Here is a 19119-nt window from a genome sequence, read left to right as displayed (position 1 = left end):
AGTCGATGCGCCACTATTACACCGCAGATGCGATCCGGGCCGCCGAGGCGCCGCTATTGGCGGCCCTACCCGACGGCGTGCTGATGCGACGCGCCGCCTACGGACTGGCGGCGGCCATCGCGCAGGAGTTACGCGCCCGCTCCGGTGGGGTTTCCGGCCGGCGGGTGTGCGCCGTGGTCGGCTCCGGCGACAACGGCGGTGACGCCCTGTGGGCGGCCACCTTGCTGCGCCGCCGTGGTGTCGCCATCAGCGCCGTGCTGCTCAACACGCAGCACACCCATGCTGCGGCCCTTGCGGCGTTCCGCCGGGCCGGCGGACACACCGTCGCCGAGATCCCGGCGGCCACGGATCTGGTGATCGACGGTGTGGTCGGCATCTCCGGCCGCGGCCCGCTGCGCCCTGCCGCCGCCGCGGTGTTCGGCGCCAATGCCGCACCGGTGGTCGCCGTCGACATCCCCAGCGGTGTCGACGTCCACACCGGTGCCGCCGACGGGCCACATGTCATGGCCGCGCTCACCGTGACGTTCGGCGGCTACAAACCCGTGCATGCGCTCGGCGAATGCGGGCGCGTCGAACTCGTCGACATCGGGCTGGACTTGCCGCCCAGCGCGGTGCGGGAGCTCGAGGCGGCCGACGTCGCCGCACGGTGGCCGGTGCCGGGGCCGCACGACGACAAGTACACCCAGGGCGTGACCGGCATCCTGGCCGGCTCGGCCACCTATCCGGGGGCGGCGATCCTGTGTACCGGTGCGGCCGTGGCCGCCACCTCGGGCATGGTGCGCTATGCCGGCAGCGCGGCAGCCAACGTCGTGACGCACTGGCCCGAGGTGATCGCCACCGGCCGGCCAGAAACCGCCGGCCGGGTGCAATCCTGGGTCGTCGGACCAGGACTGGGCACCGACGAAACCGCCACCGAGACTTTGCGTTTCGCGCTGGACACCGACCTGCCGGTCATCGTCGACGCCGACGGGCTGACATTGCTGGCCGCTCACCCGGAATGGGTGGAAAACCGTTCCGCGCCAACCGTTCTCACCCCGCACGCCGGGGAGTATGAACGGGTGGCCGGGCATCCGGTCGGGCCGGACCGGGTCGCCGCCGCACGGGAACTGGCCCAGCGGCTCGGCGCCACGGTGCTGCTGAAGGGCAACGTCACCGTCATCGCCGGCCCTGGGGCGAGCGAAGCGACGGGAATTGACGCCGGGGCGAGCGAAGCGACGGGGAGTAACGGTGATGTCAGCTACCTCAACCCCGCCGGCCAATCGTGGGCCGCCACAGCCGGTTCCGGCGATGTGCTGTCCGGGATCATCGGCGCATTGCTGGCGTCCGGCCTGCCGCCCACCGAAGCCGCCGCGATGGCGGCCTACGTGCATGCCCGCGCCGCCGGACTGTCCGCCGCCGACCCGGGACCGCGTGCGGTGCCCACTTCGGCGGAAGGCATTCTGGCCCATATCCGTTCATCCGTCGCGCAACTCTAGAAGGGACCCCCATGCCAGCACGGCACACGCCAGGACCGTCCATCTCGCCGGCCTACACCGGGCGGTTGTCCACCGACCCGGTGCCGTCGCTGCGGTTGCCCGACGACTCGATGGAGGCCGAGGCGGCCTACCGCTTCATCCACGACGAGCTGATGCTCGACGGTAGTTCCCGGCTGAACCTGGCCACCTTCGTCACCACGTGGATGGAACCCGAGGCCGACAAGCTGATGGCCGAGACGTTCGACAAGAACATGATCGATAAGGACGAATACCCGGCCACCGCGGCCATCGAGTCGCGGTGTGTGGCCATGGTGGCCGACCTCTTCCACGCCGAGGACCTGCGTGATGACGATCCGGCTACCGCGGTCGGGGTGTCCACCATCGGTTCCAGCGAGGCCGTCATGCTGGCCGGACTGGCGCTGAAGTGGCGGTGGCGGGACAAGGTCGGCAAGGACTGGAAGACGCGCACCCCCAACCTGGTGCTGGGTTCCAACGTGCAGGTGGTGTGGGAGAAGTTCTGCCGGTACTTCGACGTCGAACCGCGCTACCTGCCGATGGCGCAGGACCGCTACGTCATCACGCCCGAGCAGGTGGTCGAGGCGGTCGACGAGGACACCATCGGCGTGGTCGGCATCCTGGGGACCACGTTCACCGGCGAGTTGGAGCCGATCGCCGAGATCTGCGCGGCCCTGGACACGCTCGCTGCCGACGGTGGCGTGGACGTGCCCGTGCATGTGGACGCGGCCAGCGGCGGGTTCGTGGTGCCGTTCCTGCATCCGGACCTGCAGTGGGACTTCCGGCTGCCGCGAGTGGTGTCGATCAACGTCAGCGGCCACAAGTACGGGCTGACCTATCCGGGTATCGGATTCGTGGTGTGGCGCAACAAGGAGCACCTGCCCGAGGATCTGGTGTTCCGGGTCAACTACCTCGGCGGTGACATGCCCACCTTCACCCTGAACTTCTCCCGGCCCGGTAACCAGGTGGTGGGCCAGTATTACAACTTCCTGCGGTTGGGCCGCGCCGGATACACCCAGGTGATGCAGTGCCTGTCGCAGACCGCGCGGTGGCTGGGCGACCAGTTGCGGGCCAGCGAGCATTTCGAGGTGATCACCGACGGGTCGGCCATCCCGGTGGTCAGTTTCCGGCTCAAGGGCGACCCGGGCTATACCGAGTTCGACGTGTCGCACGCGCTGCGGGCCTACGGCTGGCAGGTACCCGCGTACACCATGCCGGAGGGGGCCGAGGACGTCACGGTGCTGCGGGTGGTGGTCCGGGAAGGCTTCTCGGCCGACCTGGCCCGCGCCCTCAAGGAGGACACCATCACCGCCCTGGGCCATCTCGACGAGCTCAAGCCCAACGGGCACTTCGACGAGGTACAGCCGTTCGCGCACTGAACCTGTGACGGTGCGCCGCCGAACGTGCCCTTGTGATCGAGGTCTCGGGCGGTCTCCGCAAACCGGCTCACGTTCGCGGGCATGCGAAAATGGTGGCGATGCAGACAACCGATGTTCTCGGCGCACAGGCCCTCATCGATCTCGATGCGGTCGCCCACAACGTGGGCGTTCTGCGTGAGCACGCCGGTTCCGCCGAGGTGATGGCGGTGGTCAAGGCCGACGGCTACGGGCACGGCGCGACGCCGGTGGCCAGGGCGGCGCTGGCAGCGGGCGCCGCTGAGCTCGGGGTGGCCACCGTCGACGAGGCGCTCGCCCTGCGCCACGACGGCATCAGCGCACCGGTCCTGTCCTGGCTGCACACCCCCGGCACCGATTTCGGGCCCGCGGTGGCCGCCGACGTCCAGATCGCGGTGTCCTCGCTGACTCAGATCGAGGACGTGCTGGACGCGGTGCGGCGCACCGGGGTGACCGCGGTGGTGACGTTGAAGGTGGACACCGGGATGACCCGCAACGGGGTGGCCGCGGCCGACCTGCCCGCGGTGCTGACGGCACTGGGTCGCGGCGCGGCCGACGGCGCACTGCGGCTGCGCGGCATCATGAGCCATCTGGCCAACGGCGACGACCCGGCCCACCCGGAGGCCACCGACCGGCAGGCCGAGCGCTTCGACGCCATGCGTGCCACGGCGCGGGCGGCCGGGGTGGACTTCGAGATCGCGCACCTGTGCAGTTCGCCGGGCGCGATGACGCGCCACGACCTGGCCTACGACATGATCCGGCCCGGTATCGCCCTCTACGGGCAGAGCCCCATCCCCGAACTCGGCGATATGGGGCTGCGGCCCGTGATGACGCTGAAATGCCCTGTCGCGCTGGTCCGTTCCGTGCCGGCCGGGCAGGGCGTGTCCTACGGGCACACCTGGGTGGCGCCCCACGACACCACGCTGGCGTTGCTGCCCATCGGTTACGCCGACGGGGTGTACCGGCCGCTGAGCGGTCGAATCGAGGTGCTGATCAACGGTCGCCGTCGGCCCAACGTGGGCCGGATCTGCATGGACCAGTTCCTGGTCGACCTCGGTCCCGGCGCAACCGATGTGACCGTCGGCGACGAGGCGATCCTGTTCGGTCCCGGGGACCACGGTGAATCCACGGCCCAGGACTGGGCGGACCTGCTCGGCACCATCAACTACGAGGTGGTCACCAGCCCGCGGGGCCGCGTCACCCGGGTCTACAAGGGCGAAGCGGGCTGACGCGGTGACCGACGACGCCGTTCGGCCGCCGCACCCGGACCGGGGCAAGGTGCCGTGGCTGGCCGGGCTCGCCGGACTGGCGGCGGTCGGCTCGGTGGCCGGGGTGTCGGTCGCGCGGTCGGTCGGCAGGCGACCCGGTATGGACGACCCCTACGTGGACGAGAACTTCGAACTCCTGCACGCCGACCGCAGGGCCGTGGTCACCACGCCCGACGGTGTACCGCTGGCGGTGCGTGAGGTGGGCCCACCCGATGCGCGGCTGACGGTGGTGTTCGCCCATGGATTCTGTCTGCGCATGGGCGCGTTCCACTTTCAGCGGGCGCGGTTGGCGCAGCAGTGGGGCGATCAGGTGCGCATGGTGTTCTACGACCAACGTGGCCATGGGCTGTCCGGGGATGCCCCGCCTGACACGTTCACCGTTCCGCAGCTGGGGCAGGACCTGGAGTCGGTGCTGGCGGTGGTGGCTCCCCGCGGGCCCATTGTGCTGGTCGGGCACTCCATGGGCGGCATGACGGTGCTGTCGCACGCCCGCCAATTCCCGAAGCGGTACAGCGGCCGGATCGTCGGCGCGGCACTGATAGCTTCTGCCGCCGAAGGGGTTTCGCGCTCACCGCTGGGGGAGATCCTGAAGAATCCGGCGTTGGAAGCGGCCCGCTTCGCCGTCCGCTATGCCCCCGGGCTGGTCAACCGCGGGCGTGGCGCCGCGCGTTCGGTGCTCGGTCCGGTGCTGCGCGCCGCGTCCTACGGTGACGAGAAGGTCAGCCGCAGTGTCGTGGCGTTCTCCCAGCGGATGATGCACGAGACCCCGATGACGACCATGGTCGGTTTCCTGCACGCGCTGGAGGTGCACGATGAGCGGGAGGGGTTGACGACGCTGGCCAAGGTCCCGACGCTGATCGCGTGCGGCGACCATGATCTGCTTACCCCGATGGAGTACTCGCAGGAGATGGCGGTGGCACTGCCGAAATCGGAGCTGGTGATCGTCGAGGGAGCCGGTCACCTGGTGCAGCTGGAGCAGCCCGAGGTGATCGACGACGCGCTGGTGCGCCTGGTGGAGCGGGCCACTCCGTCGCGGCTGGTCGCCCTGACCCGGCGGCTGAAAGACCGGACCCGGCATGGCTGAGCGCGAGGACGGCACCGCGGTGCTGGCCAGTGAAGCCGACACCATGGCGCTCGGGGTGCGGTTGGGGGCGCAGTTGCGTGCGGGTGACGTGGTGGTGTTGTCCGGGCCGCTGGGCGCCGGAAAGACGCTGCTGACCAAGGGAATAGCCCGCGCCATGGATGTCGACGGGCCGGTCACCTCGCCCACGTACGTATTGGCTCGGGTGCATCCGGCCCGCCGGGCCGGTGCCCCCGCCCTGATCCACGTCGACATCTACCGGTTGCTGGATCAGACCGATGACATTCTCGGGGAGCTGGATTCATTGGATCTGGACACCGACCTGGAGGATGCGGTGGTGGTGGTCGAATGGGGTGAAGGGCTGGCCGAGCGGTTGTCCGACAACCACCTGGATGTCCGACTGGACCGTGACACCGACACCGACGCGCGCACCGCGACCTGGCAATGGAGCAGGTTATGACTCTGGTACTGGCCATCGACACCGCCACCCCCGCCGTGACGGCCGGCGTCGTCCTCGTCGGCGCCGAGGTGACGACGTTGGCCGAGCGGATCACCGTCGACGCCCGCGCACACGCCGAATGCCTGACCCCGAATGTCCTTGCCGCAGTTGCCGACAGCGGCAGATCGATGGCTGACCTGGATGCCGTGGTGGTCGGGTGCGGGCCGGGCCCGTTCACCGGTCTGCGGGTGGGGATGGCCACGGCGGCGGCCTACGGTCATGCACTGGACATCCCGGTTTTCGGGGTGTGCAGCCTGGATGCCATCGGCCGGTCGACCCGCGGCGAGGTTCTGGTGGTCACCGACGCCCGGCGCCGTGAGGTCTACTGGGCGCGCTACCGCGACGGGGTGCGCGTCGCGGGCCCCGAGGTCCATGCCGCCGCCGACGTGCCCGTCGACGGACTGGACGCGGTGGCCGGTTCGCCCGCGCACGCCGCCGCTTTCGGCTTGCCGGTGATCGGTCCGGAATACCCGTCGTCCGCCGAACTGGCTGCGGTGGTTACCGATTGGACCGCCGAACCCGAGCCGCTGGTGCCGTTGTACCTGCGCCGCCCGGACGCCAAGTCACTGGCCGAACGGGGTTTGGCGTGACCGTGATCGACGCGCTGACCCCACTGGATGCGGATCGGTGCGCAGAACTCGAGGCCCAGTTGTTCGCCGGTGACGATCCGTGGCCGCCGTCGGCGTTCCTGCAGGCCCTGGAGGTCAAACACAATCACTACGTGGCCGCGCGCGACGGTGGCCGTTTGGTGGGCTACGCCGGCATCGCCCGGCTGGGCCGGATCCCACCGTTCGAGTACGAGGTACACACCATCGGCGTCGACCCGGATTACCAGGGCAACGGGATCGGCAGGATGTTGCTGAACGACCTGTTGGACTTCGCCGACCGCGGTGTGGTGTTCCTGGAAGTACGCACCGACAACGACGCGGCGATCACTCTCTACGAGAGCGTCGGTTTCGTCACCGTCGGACTGCGCAAGCGGTATTACAAGGTCAGTGGCGCCGATGCCTACACCATGAAGCGAGATCCCAGATGATCGTCTTGGCCATCGAAAGCTCCTGTGACGAAACGGGAGTCGGTATTGCCCGGTTGGCTGACGGCAGGGTGACCCTGCTGGCCGACGAAGTGGCCTCCAGCGTCGACGAGCACGCCCGCTTCGGCGGCGTGGTGCCCGAGATCGCCTCCCGCGCCCATCTGGAATCGCTCGGCCCGACCATGCGTCGGGCCCTGGACGCGGCCGGGGTGCGCAGGCCCGACGTGGTCGCCGCCACCATCGGACCCGGCCTGGCCGGCGCGCTGCTGGTCGGCGTCGCCGCCGCCAAGGCTTATGCCGCAGCCTGGGACGTGCCCTTCTATGCGGTGAACCATCTGGGCGGGCACCTGGCCGCCGACGTGTACGACCATGGCCCGCTTCCGGAATGTGTGGGGCTACTCGTATCTGGCGGGCACACCGAGTTGCTGCACGTGCGCTCGCTGGGGGAGCCCATCGTGGAATTGGGCAGCACCGTCGACGACGCGGCGGGGGAGGCCTACGACAAGGTGGCCCGGCTGCTGGGCCTGGGGTACCCGGGCGGACGGCCGCTGGACGAGTTGGCCCGCACCGGTGATCGGACCGCGATCGTGTTCCCACGCGGGATGACGGGCCCGCGTGACGATCCCTACGCGTTCAGCTTCTCCGGCCTGAAGACCGCGGTGGCTCGCTACTTGGAGCGCAACGCCGATTTTTCGGCTGCCGATGTGGCGGCGGGATTCCAGGAGTCGGTGGCCGATGTGCTGACCGCGAAGGCGGTGCGGGCGGCCACTGATCTCGGGGTGTCGACGCTGCTGATCGCCGGCGGGGTGGCCGCGAATTCGCGGGTTCGGGAGCTCGCCGAAGAGCGTTGTGCAGCAGCCGGTTTGACGCTGCGCGTGCCGCGGCCACGGCTGTGCACCGACAACGGTGCCATGATCGCGTCGTTCGCCGCGCATCTGATCGATGCCGGAGCGCCGCCGTCCTCGCTGGCAGTGGCCAGCGATCCGGGCCTGCCGGTGGTCAAGGGGCAGGTGGCCTAATTCGGCGACGGCGGTGGCTGCGGTTGGAAGGGGTTGTACCACCACCATTGGGCGCGTTCGCCGGTCGGGCCCTTGTAGGGGGCGACGGTCGGTGGCGCCGTGGTGGGTGGGTGTGCGAGTGATCCGCCGTGCAGTGGGTCGCCGTCGGCGTCGGTGACGACGAGGCGGTGGGCGGGGCCGGTGATGGTGATCTCCCCGCGGTGATGCATCCGGTGGTGCCGCGGGCAGAGCAGGACCAGATTGTCCAGGTCGGTGGGGCCGCCGTCCTCCCAGTGCACGAGGTGATGCGCATGCAAGCCTCGGGTGGATGCGCAGCCGGGCACCACGCAGTGCCGGTCGCGGTGCTCCAACGCCCGGCGCAGCCGGCGGCTGATGGTGCGGGTGGACCGCCCGGCCCCGATCGGGCGGCCGTCGCGTTGGAACCAAACTTCGCAGGTGGTGTCGCAGAGCAGTTCGCGGCGCTCGTTGTCGGTGAGGACCGGGCCCAGGTGCAGGGCGGCGGGTCGGTCGACCTCGACGTGCACGATGACGGTGGTGTGCTGGCCGTGGGGGCGGGCGGCGACGTCGGTGTCCCAGCCGGCGTGCACCAGGCTCATGAACGCGTCGACCCGGGTGGGCAATGGGGTCTGGTCGCCGGGGTGTTCGGCGATCAGTGCGTCGTGGCGCGATTGGAGGGCGGCGTCGAGTGTGGCGGCTTCTAGCCGGGGCAGGGTGATGCGGTAGGTGGTGTGCTCGCCGTGTTCGGTTTTGGTGATCTGTGGTGTCGGTTCGGTTTTGCCTTGGGGCTGTGGGCGGGGCACGAAGTTGATCGCGGTGCGCAGTTGGCTGACGGTGGCCGAGAGGGCCAGTTCGCTGTAGTGGGCATCAGAGCCGTCGGCGGCGCGTTCGGCGATCACGCCGACCTGGTCCAGCGAGAGTTTGCCTTCCCGCATGCCTTGGGCGCAGCGAGGAAAGTCGTCGAGGCGGTGCGCGACGGCGACCATGACCTCGGCGTTGCGTTCGGACATGCCGGTCTTCCAGGCGACCAGTGCGTTGATGGAGCGGCAGCCGGTCATGCCGGCGAGGTCGGTGCGGTCGATCTCGGCGACGATTTCGACCAGCCGGCTGTCGATGGCGTTGCGCTGGCCCATCAGTTCGGCGACCTCGTCGAAGAGTCCCTCCAGCCGCTCTTTGGGTTCCAAAGATGCTGCGGTGGTGGGCATATCTCCATTGTCGCACCAGGGTCCGACAAGTACGGACCGCTGCGCCGGCCCGTGGGTTAAGGTGGCCCGATGGCGGACCCGCAGGACAAAACGGCCATTGCCGAGTTGCTCTACACCTACGCCGAACTGATCGATGCGGGCGACTTCGACGGCGTCGGGAAACTGCTGGGACGCGCCTCGTTCGGCGGACCGGCTTCCGGTTCCGTGTCGGGGGCCGAGAATATCGCCGGACTGTTCGCGATGACCACGCGACGCTACCCCGAGCACGGCAACCGTCCGCGCACCCGCCACCTGGTGCTGAACCCGATCATCGATGTCGACGGTGATGCGGCGACGGCGCGGTCCACCTTCGTGGTGGTCCAGCACACCGAGGCGGTGCCGCTGCAGCCGATCGTGGTGGGCCGGTACGCCGACACCTTCGCTCGTGCCGCGGACGGCTGGTATTTCACGCAGCGTCTGGTCGACGTCGAGATGGTGGGCGACGTGTCCGCCCATCTCAATGTCGACCCTGCGGCTTACGGACGGTAACCCGCTGTCGCTCAGCAGGATTCGCCGTCGTCCCTATCGGCGAATTCGGGTTGTTCGCGCAGGCGCCATCCGGCGGGCACGGTGTGGGTGTCGTAGTAGTGCTGGAAGAGTGCGATGGCTTCGGTGGCGGTGAGGACTTCGGCGGGGCGGACGCGGTATTTGTTGTCGCCGTTGTGGATGGTTTCGGTTTCGGCGGTCTCGGTGGCGGCTTCGGGGTGGCCGATTGTGTAGAGCCGGTGCACGCCGGTGTTGTCGCGTTGTTTGATCTCGACGGTCAGTCGGTCGGGGGCGACGCCGGTGGTTTGGATCCACTCGGTGGGGTGGGGAAACTCGTCGTAGGGAACCTCCGGGCCAACCGCATAGATCGAGTACAGGGTGTAACCCCGTGAGCCGACCCGATTGATTCCGGCAGCGAGTTGAGCGGGAATCTCGTCAGGGAGGTCGCTCATGCGCATCTTGGCTTTGTTCGACGCCAAGATGAAAGAGCCCTGCTGCTGGCTCACTCGCTCCGTCGCGGTTTCTGCCGAGCCTTCTCCTCCTTGGAGCCCTTGTCTGCGACCGGTGCGCGGCCACGGGCCGTGGTGTCTGCACCTGTCGCCGCTTGGCTTGCGAGGTGCTCTTGGACTGCGGTGTCGGCGAATTCGGGTTGTTCGCGCAGGTGCCATCCGGTGGGGATGGTGTGGGTGTCGTAGTAGTGCTGGAAGAGTTCGATGGCTTCGGTGGCGGTGAGTACTTCGGCGGGGCGGACGTGGTATTCGTTGTCGCCGTTGTGGATGGTTTCGGTTTCGGCGGTTTCGGTGGCGGCTTCGGGGTGGCCGATGGTGTAGAGCCGATGCACGCCCGCCGCATCACGCTGTTTGATCTCTACGGTTAGTCGGTCGGGGGCGATGCCGGTGGTTTGGATCCACTCGGTGGGATGGACGTCTTCGTCATAGGCGGCGTCCGGCGGCAGCGGATAGATGGAGTAGGAAGTGTATTTTCCGTCGCCGAGCCGATTTATCCCGGCGGCCAGTTGACCCGGGATCTGCTCCGTGAAATTGCTCATCCATCCTGACGAGCGATTCGACTTCCGGATGTGCGAAGGTCGGTCAAGTCTCATTCGCCCGGCACCGTTTCGACGCGAACCTGAGTGATCTTCACGGTTTCGACGACTCCTTGTTCATTCGTGATGGTGACGTACGCAGGGTTGTCCGGTGAGACAAGCCCATCAAAGGCGCGCTGGCCGGGGGAGAGCGATGCGCCGCCTGACTTGACCTCGATGCCTTCGTAGGTGCCGTCGGGTAGGCGGCCCAAGCCATCGTAGAACCGCCCGCCACTGGCACCGCCTTCCACCGTCGCTTTGCGTTGCTCGGTGGTAACCCAGTTGTCTGGGTTGTCATCTTTGTACTGCTCAATCCCCTCGGCCTCCCGTTGCCGCGCATACCCGCCGCCCTGCCGCCCGGTGATGTGCCCGTACGGGTCTCGACCGTCGCCGCGATCGACGCCCTCGCCGGGGCGCCCGATGTGAGCGTGCATCACGATCACGCCGTTCTCGGCGACATGCTGAGACAGGTCCAGCGCACCGCCACCTGCGATGGTGGCGCCACCGGCCATCAGTCCGGCACCGGCGAGGTTCAGGGGAACACCACCAATGGCGCCCACGCCGGTGGCGTCGAGCAGCGTGCCGGGCACCTCGAGCCCGGCGCCCAGTCCCATCATCGCGGCGCCACCGACCATCGCGGCCGCATCGAGCGGATTGTGCAGGGCCGCATTGCCGAAACTCGCCGCGCCGTTCACCACATCGGCGAGCACGTTGTAGGCGGCGTCGCCGAACTGCTCCAACTCCAACTTGAGGTATTGGCCCATCGCCGAGATCACGGTCTCGGCGGCGGCGACGATGGGAGCCAGCAGTTGCGCCAGCGCCGAGACCTCGGCCTTGAAGTTGTCGATCACAACCCGGATATCGTCGGCGATCTTCTTGATCTCGTCGTTGTCGTCGCCGGTGATCAGGTCCCACACCTCGCGAATCCCGGTGAGAGGATTGACGACCCGGGACAGCAGGTCGAGGATCGCCGCGTGCACCGCGTCGATCTTCCCGGCGTAGTCGGTGAGATTCGCGGACACGGTGACGCACTGGTTGAACAGGGTCGTCGAGTTGGTGCTCGAGGCGTTGACGGCTTGGCCGATCTTCGCGCCTTCTGGAATGTGCTGCCCGGCAACGACACCGAATGCGCTGATCATCTCGGCCTCGGTGGCCAGGAAGGCCGAGCCGGCGGCGGACCAGGCTTCGGCCGCCGCGCGTAGCCGCCCGGAGTCGCCATTCGGCCAGATCATGCCGAGGAACGGCTCGACCAGCGCCCAACCCGGGGGAGCGCTGTCGAAGTTGCCCTGCGCCGACGGGGGTAAAGATGCGCTGGCCGGTGGGGTCGGCGTCACCGCCGTCAGGGGCGGTCCACCATTGCCGTGCGTGTTGGACGCGACTTCGGCGAGCGAATAGTTCACCGCGCTGGTTCGCACCGCATCACCGGTGCGCGCCATGCCGTTGGTCAGATCGATCATCGCTTCCAGCAGCGACTTGGCCGACGCGTCGTAGGAGCGTCCGTGGACGATGCCGGCGGGATCGTTGCCGCTCATGCCGGCGGAACCGGCCAGCGCGCCACCGAGCGCGTGCACTGCCTTCGCCAGGTCACCGGCCTGCGTGGTCATGGTGTGACCAGCCGAGTCCAGCGCCTTGGGGTCGACGACGATCGGCGGTGCCATCGCGGATCACGACCACATGGTCAGATTGGCCCGGGCCGCGCCGGTGTAATTCCGGTGCGCTTTCGTGCCCGCCTCGTGCAGTTCCTTCAGCGCGTCGCGCATCTGCTGAGCACCCTCGGTCCAGCGGCGGTGGGCGTCGGCCTGTGCCGACGCCCCGGTGCCGTGCCAGGTCGCGTGCAGACCCGCCACCTGGCTGTCGACGTCGGCGATCATGGCCTCGATCCGCTTCTCGAAGTCGGCGATGCGAGCCACGATCGCCATCAACTCGTCGGTGTTGACTCCGAACTCATCGGACATCTCACAGACCCCCAGCGTCACCGGACAAGGCCGCGGCGCCGGCGTCATCCTGTCGTCGATAAGCGGTGGCCGCGGTGTTCAGCAGGTCGGCCATCTCGGCAAGACCCGCGTGAACCTGCATCGCGCCCTCGTGCCAGCGCCAGAAGGACTGGGCGAAGGACCCGCTGGACAACCCCGTCCATCCGCTGCCCACGAAATCGGACACTTCGGTGTCCAGTGCTCGTAGTCCGCTGACCAGCTCATCGGCGTGGGCCGAGACGGCCGCCGATACCCGCTGCACGTCCTCCGGCGAAACCCCCAGAACTGCATCCCCCGTCATATTTTCACCGTAGGACCGGTTTCCTGGCAGATCGCTGGGAGTTTTTGCCGCCGGGGCGCGATCGTCGAACCCGCCGGCCCCACCCCTGGGCGGGTAATCAGAGCCCATCCTTGAGTGCTAGCACTCGCGTGTATAGAGTGCTAGGTGGCAGCGGCCAGCCCCAGCGCCGGCACCCGCGACGACGGAGCGAGGGCACGGACGTATGCCGAACACCTGAAAAACCGAGGACCCGGGTAACCGGACTCATACCCAACAAGTGGAGGGCTCCATCGTGGCGAGCGTGAACATCAAGCCACTCGAGGACAAGATCCTCGTTCAGGCCAACGAGGCCGAGACCACGACCGCGTCCGGTCTGGTCATCCCCGACACCGCCAAGGAAAAGCCGCAGGAAGGCACCGTCGTCGCAGTTGGCCCCGGCCGCTGGGATGAGGATGGCGAGAAGCGGATCCCCCTGGACGTTGCCGAGGGCGACACCGTCATCTACAGCAAGTACGGCGGCACCGAGATCAAGTACGGCGGCGAGGAGTACCTGATCCTCTCGGCCCGCGACGTGCTGGCTGTCGTCTCCAAGTAACAAGCACTCGTGTCCCGCCCCGGAGATCCCCGTATGCGTACGGGAGATATCCGGGGCGGTATGCGTTCTTCTCCCTAAAGGACATTCATGAGCAAGCAGATCGAATTCAACGAGACTGCGCGCAGGGCCATGGAGGCCGGTGTCGACAAGCTTGCCGACGCCGTCCGGGTGACCCTGGGCCCGCGCGGCCGCCACGTGGTGCTGGCCAAGGCCTTCGGTGGGCCCACCGTGACCAACGACGGTGTCACCATCGCCCGCGAGATCGACCTCGAGGATCCCTTCGAGAACCTGGGCGCCCAGCTGGTCAAGTCGGTGGCCACCAAGACCAACGACGTCGCCGGTGACGGCACCACCACTGCCACCGTGCTGGCGCAGGCCATCGTCAAGGCCGGCCTGCGCAATGTCGCGGCCGGCGCGAACCCGATCGCGCTGGGTTCGGGCATCTCCAAGGCCGCGGACGCGGTCTCCGAGGCGCTGTTGGCCGCCGCCACCCCGGTGTCGGACAAGAAGGCCATCGTGCAGGTTGCCACCGTGTCGTCGCGTGACGAAGAGGTGGGTGAGCTGGTCGGCGAGGCCATCACCAAGGTCGGCCACGACGGCGTCGTCACCGTCGAGGAATCCTCGACGTTGCACACCGAGCTGGAGGTGACCGAGGGCGTCGGCTTCGACAAGGGCTTCATCTCGGCCTACTTCGTCACCGACTTCGACTCCCAGGAAGCGGTGCTCGAAGACGCGCTGGTGCTGCTGCACCGCGACAAGATCAGCTCGCTGCCTGACCTGCTGCCGCTGCTGGAAAAGGTCGCCCAGGCCGGCAAGCCGCTGCTGATCGTGGCCGAGGACGTCGAGGGTGAAGCCCTGTCCACCCTGGTGGTCAACGCCATCCGCAAGACGCTCAAGGCCGTCGCGGTCAAGGCGCCGTTCTTCGGTGACCGCCGCAAGGCGTTCCTCGACGACCTCGCCATCGTGACCGGTGGCCAGGTGGTCAACCCCGATGTGGGTCTGCTGCTGCGTGAGGCCGGCCTCGAGGTGCTGGGTTCGGCCCGGCGCGTGGTGGTCAACAAGGACAGCACCGTGATCGTCGACGGTGGCGGCACCAAGGCCGACATCGACGGGCGCATCGCTCAGCTGCGCAGCGAGATCGAGAACACCGATTCGGACTGGGACCGGGAGAAGCTGCAGGAACGGCTGGCCAAGCTGGCCGGCGGCGTGGCGGTCATCAAGGTCGGTGCGGCCACCGAGACCGATCTGAAGAAGCGCAAGGAGGCCGTGGAGGACGCGGTCGCGGCAGCCAAGGCCGCCGTCGAAGAGGGCATCGTCACCGGCGGCGGTGCCGCGCTGGTGCAGGCAGGTGCCGCGCTCGACGGCCTGCGGTCTTCGCTGTCCGGCGACGAGCTGATCGGCCTGGAGGCGTTCGCCAAGGCGCTGTCGGCCCCGCTGTACTGGATTGCCACCAATGCCGGGCTCGATGGCTCGGTTGTGGTGAACAAGGTCAGCGAACTGCCCAACGGCCAGGGCTTCAACGCGGCCACGCTGACCTACGGCGACCTGCTCGCCGAGGGCATCGTGGACCCGGCGAAGGTGACCCGTTCGGCGGTGCTCAATGCCGCGTCGGTCGGCCGGATGGTGCTCACCACCGAGACGGCTGTCGTCGACAAGCCGGCCGAGGAGGAAGATCACGGCCACGGCCATCACGGCCACGCGCACTAGTTCGTAGCGTCGCGAAACGCCTCCGGTCCGCTTGGGCCGGGGGCGTTTTCGCTACCGGCCCCGAGACGTCAGCTGAGCGTCACAGCGTGTCGGGGCACAGATTGTGCTGCGCGGCGCGCACCAACATGCGACCGATGGTGGCATCGGCCGGGTTCACCTGCGCGATCAGATCGTCGGCCGACTGCCCCAGATGCATCCGATTACAGGCCATGTAGCCCTGTGCGATGACGGCCGCATCGGGCATCTGCTGGCCGGCGAAGGTCAGGCCCGGAAAGTTGTTGGCCCGCAGTTCATTCAGAAATGACTGATCGTCGGCGTAGGCCCGCGGCGCCCCGACAAAACCCCCGGCGAGCACCGCCGCAACCCCGATTCCCATGACGAGCTGTTTTCGCATCTTCCCCCCGTTCCCCCACCGCAGTGCTGACTGCGGCACGTGGTGATTATCTGCTCAACACTATGACGTGCGGTCCATGGGTGTTGTCGTTATCGGGCTGTCGGCTGTATGGATACCAGCCGGAACACCCCCGGTTGGCCGTCATCGGGCGCGAACCGGACCACCAGGCTGTCGGGCGGAAACCGAGTGGCCAACTCGTTGAGGGTCCTCGGCAAGAACACCCGGGCCTTCGCATTGCCATACCAGCTCGGGTCAGTGGGGTCGACGCTGAGGCCGCCGACCCGGTCGATCGTCGCGTCCCAGTCCTGCACGGGCTCCGGGGCTGCGACGCCGAATCCGGTGGATTTCAGGTAGGCGTCGCCCTGTCCGGCAAGCGTTACCGGTGCTGCGCCGCCGATCGGTGTGCCGGTGATCGTCCCGTCGACCGCGTCGGCCGTCACCGACGTCAACCGCGTCGTACAGACGTCGCCCACCGCCGACGTGCAGAAGTCCGGCAGGGGAGCGGCCTGCGCCGGGGTAGCGGTGACGACGATCGGCAGCACCAGCATCGAGACGGCCACTGCGCCGCAGCAACGGTGAGCCATCGACACTCCTTCCCTCAGTTACTGCCGGTATGTCGGAATATCCACCGCCCGAGTTACAGCACGGGTCCGCACCGGAAGGAGGTGACTCCCGAAGGCGATATCGCCGGTGATATCGCCTTCGGGAAACGACTGTGTGGAGTCCTGGCCGGCGGCATCGAACCGACAGGCACGACGCCCCAGTCTCCGATCACCCGATGGTCAGCGAGGCCGTTTCCAGCGCGGCAGCACCGTCGTGGGCGAAACCACTCCACAGCGCCCGCATCCGGCGGGCCACCGTGTCGTCGATCGGGTGGGGATCGGGGCCGAGCATCGGCGCGTTCGCCCAAGCCGTGGGTGATCCGAGCAGCAGCGGAAGCTCGATGCAATGGCAGGCGCCCAGCGGCGCGTGCGGGGGAGCCCAGTCGACACGGAAACTCGCCGAACGTCCCCCCGCCCGTACCCAGTCGTCGGCCAATTCGGTTGCGGGACGGCCGAATACCTGCCTGGTGAAGGTACGCCCGACGGCCGCGGCGAGCAGGGCGCCGGGCGGACCGAGGCGGTGCAGGCGGCTGGTCCGCGGGTCGATCGTGACGAAGGGCCGTCCATCGTCACGGGTGGAACCCACCAAAATGTCGATCCGTGATGCCGCATCGGCGATCCTCGCCCGGATCTCACCGGCGGGTGGCAGCGGCGCCATACCGAGAAGGGGAGCGAACGGCATCATTCCCAGCCGGCCGAACCGCCGGGCGGCAGCCGCAGCGGCGACCTGCGCGTCGAGCAGCTGCTCGACATCGGCTTCCAGGGCCGCAACCCTGCCGAGGGACGTCAGCGCCGCATCGCGCATGGTGGCCGTCAACTTCGATCGGTCGGCCCGCAGTCCCAGCGGGGCGCTGTGCAGGATGGCCCGGGTGAACAGGCCCGCGGACTCCTCGCACAGCATCAGGGCCATCACCGAATCGCCGCCCGCCGACTGCCCGAAGATCGTCACCCGGGCCGGATCCCCGCCGAAGGCGGCGATATTGTCCCGAACCCAGCGCAACGCACACAGCTGATCACGCAGGCCCAGGTTCTGGGTCTGCGGATCGTGCAGGTTCAGATACCCGAAGATGCCCAGTCGGTAGGTGACCGTCACCACCACGACCTGCCCCTCGGTGGCCAGTGCATGCGGATCGTATTTCGCCGATTCGCCGCCGCCGGACACGTACGCCCCGCCGTGAAACCACACCATCACCGGCAGCCGGACCGCACCGGTCGGTGCGGTGACGCTGAGCACCTGACAGTGCTCGCTGATCTGCAGGCCATCGACCACCGGGCCGGTGGCGAACTCCAGCCGGGACGGCAACTGTGGGCAGGCCGGGCCGCGCACGGTCGCGTCGATCGGCCCCGCGCCGACCGGTACCGGCTGCGGGACGGCGAACCGTTCGGCCGTCGCGTACCGGATGCCGCGTGCCACGGACACGTCGTCGTCCTCGGTGACCAGCACCGAGGCGCTGCCGATGCCGATGCGTCGCGTCCGCACGCGATCACCTTACGAAAGAGCCCCCGGCCTGGCGGGCCGGGGGCGTCTCGACGTGGTGTCAGAAGGCCTGGTCGACGAAACCGTTGGTGGTGCTCACCTCGTCCTGGTTGTCGACGCTGTAGTGCGGGCCGGTGGGGGTGGCGGCTGCGGCAGGGCCGGCCAGGCCCAGAACGGCGGCGGTCATTCCGGTGGCGATCAGGGTGGCGACTCCGAACTTCTTCATGGTGATCATCCTCTTTCGTGGTGAATACTGCGTTGAATGTTCAAACCTGTTGTGGTGGAGGGTCATTCCAGGCTGGCGCGATATTGTCGATAGTTGGCGGAAACGGGCCTAGGGCTGCTGCCAGAACAGGAAGCCATAGGGATCCGGCTGCGATACCGGTTCGCTGAAGTTGGCGCTGTAGTCACCGGTGCCGGCGCAGGTGGTGCCTGCCCGGTCGCACGCCGGCTGGGGTGCGGCGGCGGCGACGGGAGCCAGTCCGATACCCACCGCGACGGCGGCTGCGGTGATGCCCGATGCTCGAAAAAGGTTGACCTTCATGTCGTTTCCTTCGTGGTGGTCGGTGATATGACCATCGTCGACCCGAGTCGGCCCGCGGGACATCCTGGCTGGCCGCCGTCTGCACTACCGGGTAGCAGGTACTCACAGCTTGTTGCCAGCTGCGATGCGTACACCGCGTCGGGCACGGGACGCTGGGTCCACCACCCCCTAAGTCCACGACAACTGCCGCGCGCCACCACTGAGAGGTTCCACCATGAAGCTCATCACCGGATTCACGCTCGTCGCGGCCGGCCTGTCCGCCACCGCCCTGTTGGGGCCGCAGGCAACCGCCACCGCCGCCCCTTCGTGCCCCGACGTGCAGGTGGTCTTCGCCCGCGGGACCTTCGAGGCGCCGGGAGTCGGCGCCACCGGCCAGGCCTTCGTCGATGCGCTCACCGCCCGGTTGCCAGGTGAATCGGTGAGTCCGTACGCGGTGAACTACCCGGCGTCACTGGATTTCGCAGAGGCCGCCCAGGGCGTCGCCGACGCCGCCGACACCATCGAGTCCACGGCCGCCAGCTGCCCGAATACCAAGATCGTGCTCGGCGGGTACTCGCAGGGTGCTGCGGTCGCGGCGTACACCACCGCCGACAGCGTGCCGGCCGGATTCGTGTTGCCTGCCGGCCTTTCCGGTCCGATGCCGGCGTCGGTCGCGCCACATGTCGACGCCGTCGTGCTCTTCGGCACCCCGTCGCCGCTGTTTCTCGGTCTCGCAGATCGGCAGGCGCCGCCCATCGAGATCGGCGGTCGTTATCAGGCCAAGACGCTCGAATTGTGCGCGCCAGGTGACCCGGTGTGCTCGCCGGGCATCAGCCTCGACCGGGCCGCGCACAGCGCCTACAAGGACAACGGAATGGCCGACCAGGCGGCTGATTTCGTGGTCCGGCAACTCGGCGCGCCGGCGCCGTCTGCTCAGCAGTCCGTATGACCGAAACGGCCGCCGCAATGAGGG

23 protein-coding genes are annotated in these 19119 nt (G+C 68.3%); 12 read left to right on the top strand and 11 right to left on the bottom strand.

The genetic code is table 11. The annotated features are described in order from the left end of the window. Positions 1-5: 5 nt before the first annotated feature. The 8 genes from SBI67_RS27860 to tsaD all read left to right on the top strand — a co-directional run bounded on the left by SBI67_RS27860 (position 6) and on the right by tsaD (position 7784). Complete coding sequence (locus SBI67_RS27860) at positions 6-1475, top strand: bifunctional ADP-dependent NAD(P)H-hydrate dehydratase/NAD(P)H-hydrate epimerase (protein ID WP_318983674.1); 1470 nt, start codon at positions 6-8, stop codon at positions 1473-1475. Positions 1476-1486: 11 nt separating this feature from the next. Then, positions 1487-2869 carry a glutamate decarboxylase gene (gene gad / locus SBI67_RS27855; protein WP_318983673.1) on the top strand — a complete coding sequence of 461 codons (1383 nt, stop codon included), beginning with the start codon at positions 1487-1489 and terminating at the stop codon, positions 2867-2869. Between the two features lie 89 nt (positions 2870-2958). Continuing rightward, a complete protein-coding gene (gene alr / locus SBI67_RS27850; protein ID WP_413232582.1) occupies positions 2959-4113 on the top strand; it encodes an alanine racemase in 1155 nt (384 codons plus the stop codon). Positions 4114-4117: 4 nt separating this feature from the next. Continuing rightward, positions 4118-5236 (top strand): alpha/beta fold hydrolase, encoded by a 1119-nt coding sequence (locus SBI67_RS27845; protein ID WP_318983671.1) that lies wholly within the window; start codon positions 4118-4120, stop codon positions 5234-5236. After that, positions 5229-5693 carry a tRNA (adenosine(37)-N6)-threonylcarbamoyltransferase complex ATPase subunit type 1 TsaE gene (tsaE, locus tag SBI67_RS27840; RefSeq protein ID WP_318983670.1) on the top strand — a complete coding sequence of 155 codons (465 nt, stop codon included), beginning with the start codon at positions 5229-5231 and terminating at the stop codon, positions 5691-5693. Before SBI67_RS27845 ends, tsaE begins: the two co-directional genes overlap by 8 nt. Beyond that, positions 5690-6322: a tRNA (adenosine(37)-N6)-threonylcarbamoyltransferase complex dimerization subunit type 1 TsaB gene (tsaB, locus tag SBI67_RS27835; protein WP_318983669.1), complete on the top strand. Its 633-nt coding sequence runs from the start codon at positions 5690-5692 to the stop codon at positions 6320-6322. The genes tsaE and tsaB overlap by 4 nt, the downstream gene beginning before the upstream one ends. Then, positions 6319-6768 (top strand): ribosomal protein S18-alanine N-acetyltransferase, encoded by a 450-nt coding sequence (gene rimI / locus SBI67_RS27830; protein WP_318983668.1) that lies wholly within the window; start codon positions 6319-6321, stop codon positions 6766-6768. The genes tsaB and rimI overlap by 4 nt, the downstream gene beginning before the upstream one ends. Next, positions 6765-7784: a tRNA (adenosine(37)-N6)-threonylcarbamoyltransferase complex transferase subunit TsaD gene (gene tsaD / locus SBI67_RS27825; protein ID WP_318983667.1), complete on the top strand. Its 1020-nt coding sequence runs from the start codon at positions 6765-6767 to the stop codon at positions 7782-7784. The genes rimI and tsaD overlap by 4 nt, the downstream gene beginning before the upstream one ends. Here tsaD and SBI67_RS27820 read toward each other — a convergent pair. Continuing rightward, positions 7781-8986, bottom strand: a complete 1206-nt coding sequence (locus SBI67_RS27820; RefSeq protein WP_318983666.1) for an HNH endonuclease signature motif containing protein — start codon at positions 8984-8986, stop codon at positions 7781-7783. The genes tsaD and SBI67_RS27820 overlap by 4 nt on opposite strands. A 69-nt stretch (positions 8987-9055) precedes the next feature. Here SBI67_RS27820 and SBI67_RS27815 point away from each other — a divergent pair, with 69 nt between their 5' ends. Beyond that, positions 9056-9514, top strand: coding sequence for a nuclear transport factor 2 family protein (locus tag SBI67_RS27815; protein ID WP_318983665.1), 459 nt, complete (start codon positions 9056-9058; stop codon positions 9512-9514). An 11-nt stretch (positions 9515-9525) separates the two neighbouring features. Here the strand turns inward: SBI67_RS27815 and SBI67_RS27810 are convergent, their stop codons facing one another. From SBI67_RS27810 to SBI67_RS27790, 5 genes are read right to left on the bottom strand one after another with little or no spacing between them, the layout of a single operon-like run. After that, positions 9526-9963: a hypothetical protein gene (locus SBI67_RS27810; RefSeq protein WP_318983664.1), complete on the bottom strand. Its 438-nt coding sequence runs from the start codon at positions 9961-9963 to the stop codon at positions 9526-9528. A 50-nt stretch (positions 9964-10013) separates the two neighbouring features. Further along, positions 10014-10559 (bottom strand): hypothetical protein, encoded by a 546-nt coding sequence (locus tag SBI67_RS27805; RefSeq protein ID WP_318983663.1) that lies wholly within the window; start codon positions 10557-10559, stop codon positions 10014-10016. A gap of 50 nt (positions 10560-10609) precedes the next feature. Then, positions 10610-12253, bottom strand: coding sequence for an NAD(+)--arginine ADP-ribosyltransferase (locus SBI67_RS27800; protein ID WP_318983662.1), 1644 nt, complete (start codon positions 12251-12253; stop codon positions 10610-10612). Positions 12254-12259: 6 nt separating this feature from the next. Next, complete coding sequence (locus SBI67_RS27795; protein WP_318983661.1) at positions 12260-12550, bottom strand: WXG100 family type VII secretion target; 291 nt, start codon at positions 12548-12550, stop codon at positions 12260-12262. A gap of 1 nt (position 12551) precedes the next feature. Next, positions 12552-12869 (bottom strand): WXG100 family type VII secretion target, encoded by a 318-nt coding sequence (locus SBI67_RS27790; RefSeq protein WP_318983660.1) that lies wholly within the window; start codon positions 12867-12869, stop codon positions 12552-12554. A gap of 271 nt (positions 12870-13140) precedes the next feature. On the opposite strand from SBI67_RS27790, the gene groES reads away from it, so the two are divergent. Both groES and groL read left to right on the top strand, forming a co-directional pair. After that, the gene (gene groES / locus SBI67_RS27785; RefSeq protein WP_024455177.1) at positions 13141-13443 is read left to right on the top strand and encodes a co-chaperone GroES; all 303 of its coding nucleotides are present in this window, start codon (positions 13141-13143) and stop codon (positions 13441-13443) included. A gap of 87 nt (positions 13444-13530) precedes the next feature. Continuing rightward, positions 13531-15150: a chaperonin GroEL gene (groL, locus tag SBI67_RS27780; RefSeq protein WP_318983659.1), complete on the top strand. Its 1620-nt coding sequence runs from the start codon at positions 13531-13533 to the stop codon at positions 15148-15150. A 79-nt stretch (positions 15151-15229) separates the two neighbouring features. Here the strand turns inward: groL and SBI67_RS27775 are convergent, their stop codons facing one another. From SBI67_RS27775 to SBI67_RS27755, 5 genes are all read right to left on the bottom strand, one after another. Continuing rightward, positions 15230-15526: a DUF732 domain-containing protein gene (locus SBI67_RS27775; protein WP_318983658.1), complete on the bottom strand. Its 297-nt coding sequence runs from the start codon at positions 15524-15526 to the stop codon at positions 15230-15232. A gap of 107 nt (positions 15527-15633) precedes the next feature. Further along, positions 15634-16128, bottom strand: a complete 495-nt coding sequence (locus SBI67_RS27770) for a hypothetical protein (protein WP_318983657.1) — start codon at positions 16126-16128, stop codon at positions 15634-15636. 187 nt (positions 16129-16315) lie between these two features. Then, positions 16316-17626, bottom strand: coding sequence for a carboxylesterase family protein (locus SBI67_RS27765; RefSeq protein ID WP_318983656.1), 1311 nt, complete (start codon positions 17624-17626; stop codon positions 16316-16318). Between the two features lie 58 nt (positions 17627-17684). Beyond that, positions 17685-17849, bottom strand: coding sequence for a hypothetical protein (locus tag SBI67_RS27760; RefSeq protein ID WP_318983655.1), 165 nt, complete (start codon positions 17847-17849; stop codon positions 17685-17687). Positions 17850-17957: 108 nt separating this feature from the next. Beyond that, a complete protein-coding gene (locus SBI67_RS27755; protein ID WP_318983654.1) occupies positions 17958-18167 on the bottom strand; it encodes a hypothetical protein in 210 nt (69 codons plus the stop codon). A 214-nt stretch (positions 18168-18381) separates the two neighbouring features. Here SBI67_RS27755 and SBI67_RS27750 point away from each other — a divergent pair, with 214 nt between their 5' ends. Continuing rightward, positions 18382-19095 (top strand): cutinase family protein, encoded by a 714-nt coding sequence (locus SBI67_RS27750; RefSeq protein WP_318983653.1) that lies wholly within the window; start codon positions 18382-18384, stop codon positions 19093-19095. Positions 19096-19119 lie beyond the last annotated feature (24 nt).

This window comes from Mycolicibacterium chengduense (genome assembly GCF_033741155.1).
Classification (GTDB): Bacteria; Actinomycetota; Actinomycetes; order Mycobacteriales; family Mycobacteriaceae; genus Mycobacterium.
The sequence above is the reverse complement of the archived record's forward strand: the minus strand, read 5'-3'. Positions and strand labels throughout refer to the sequence as shown.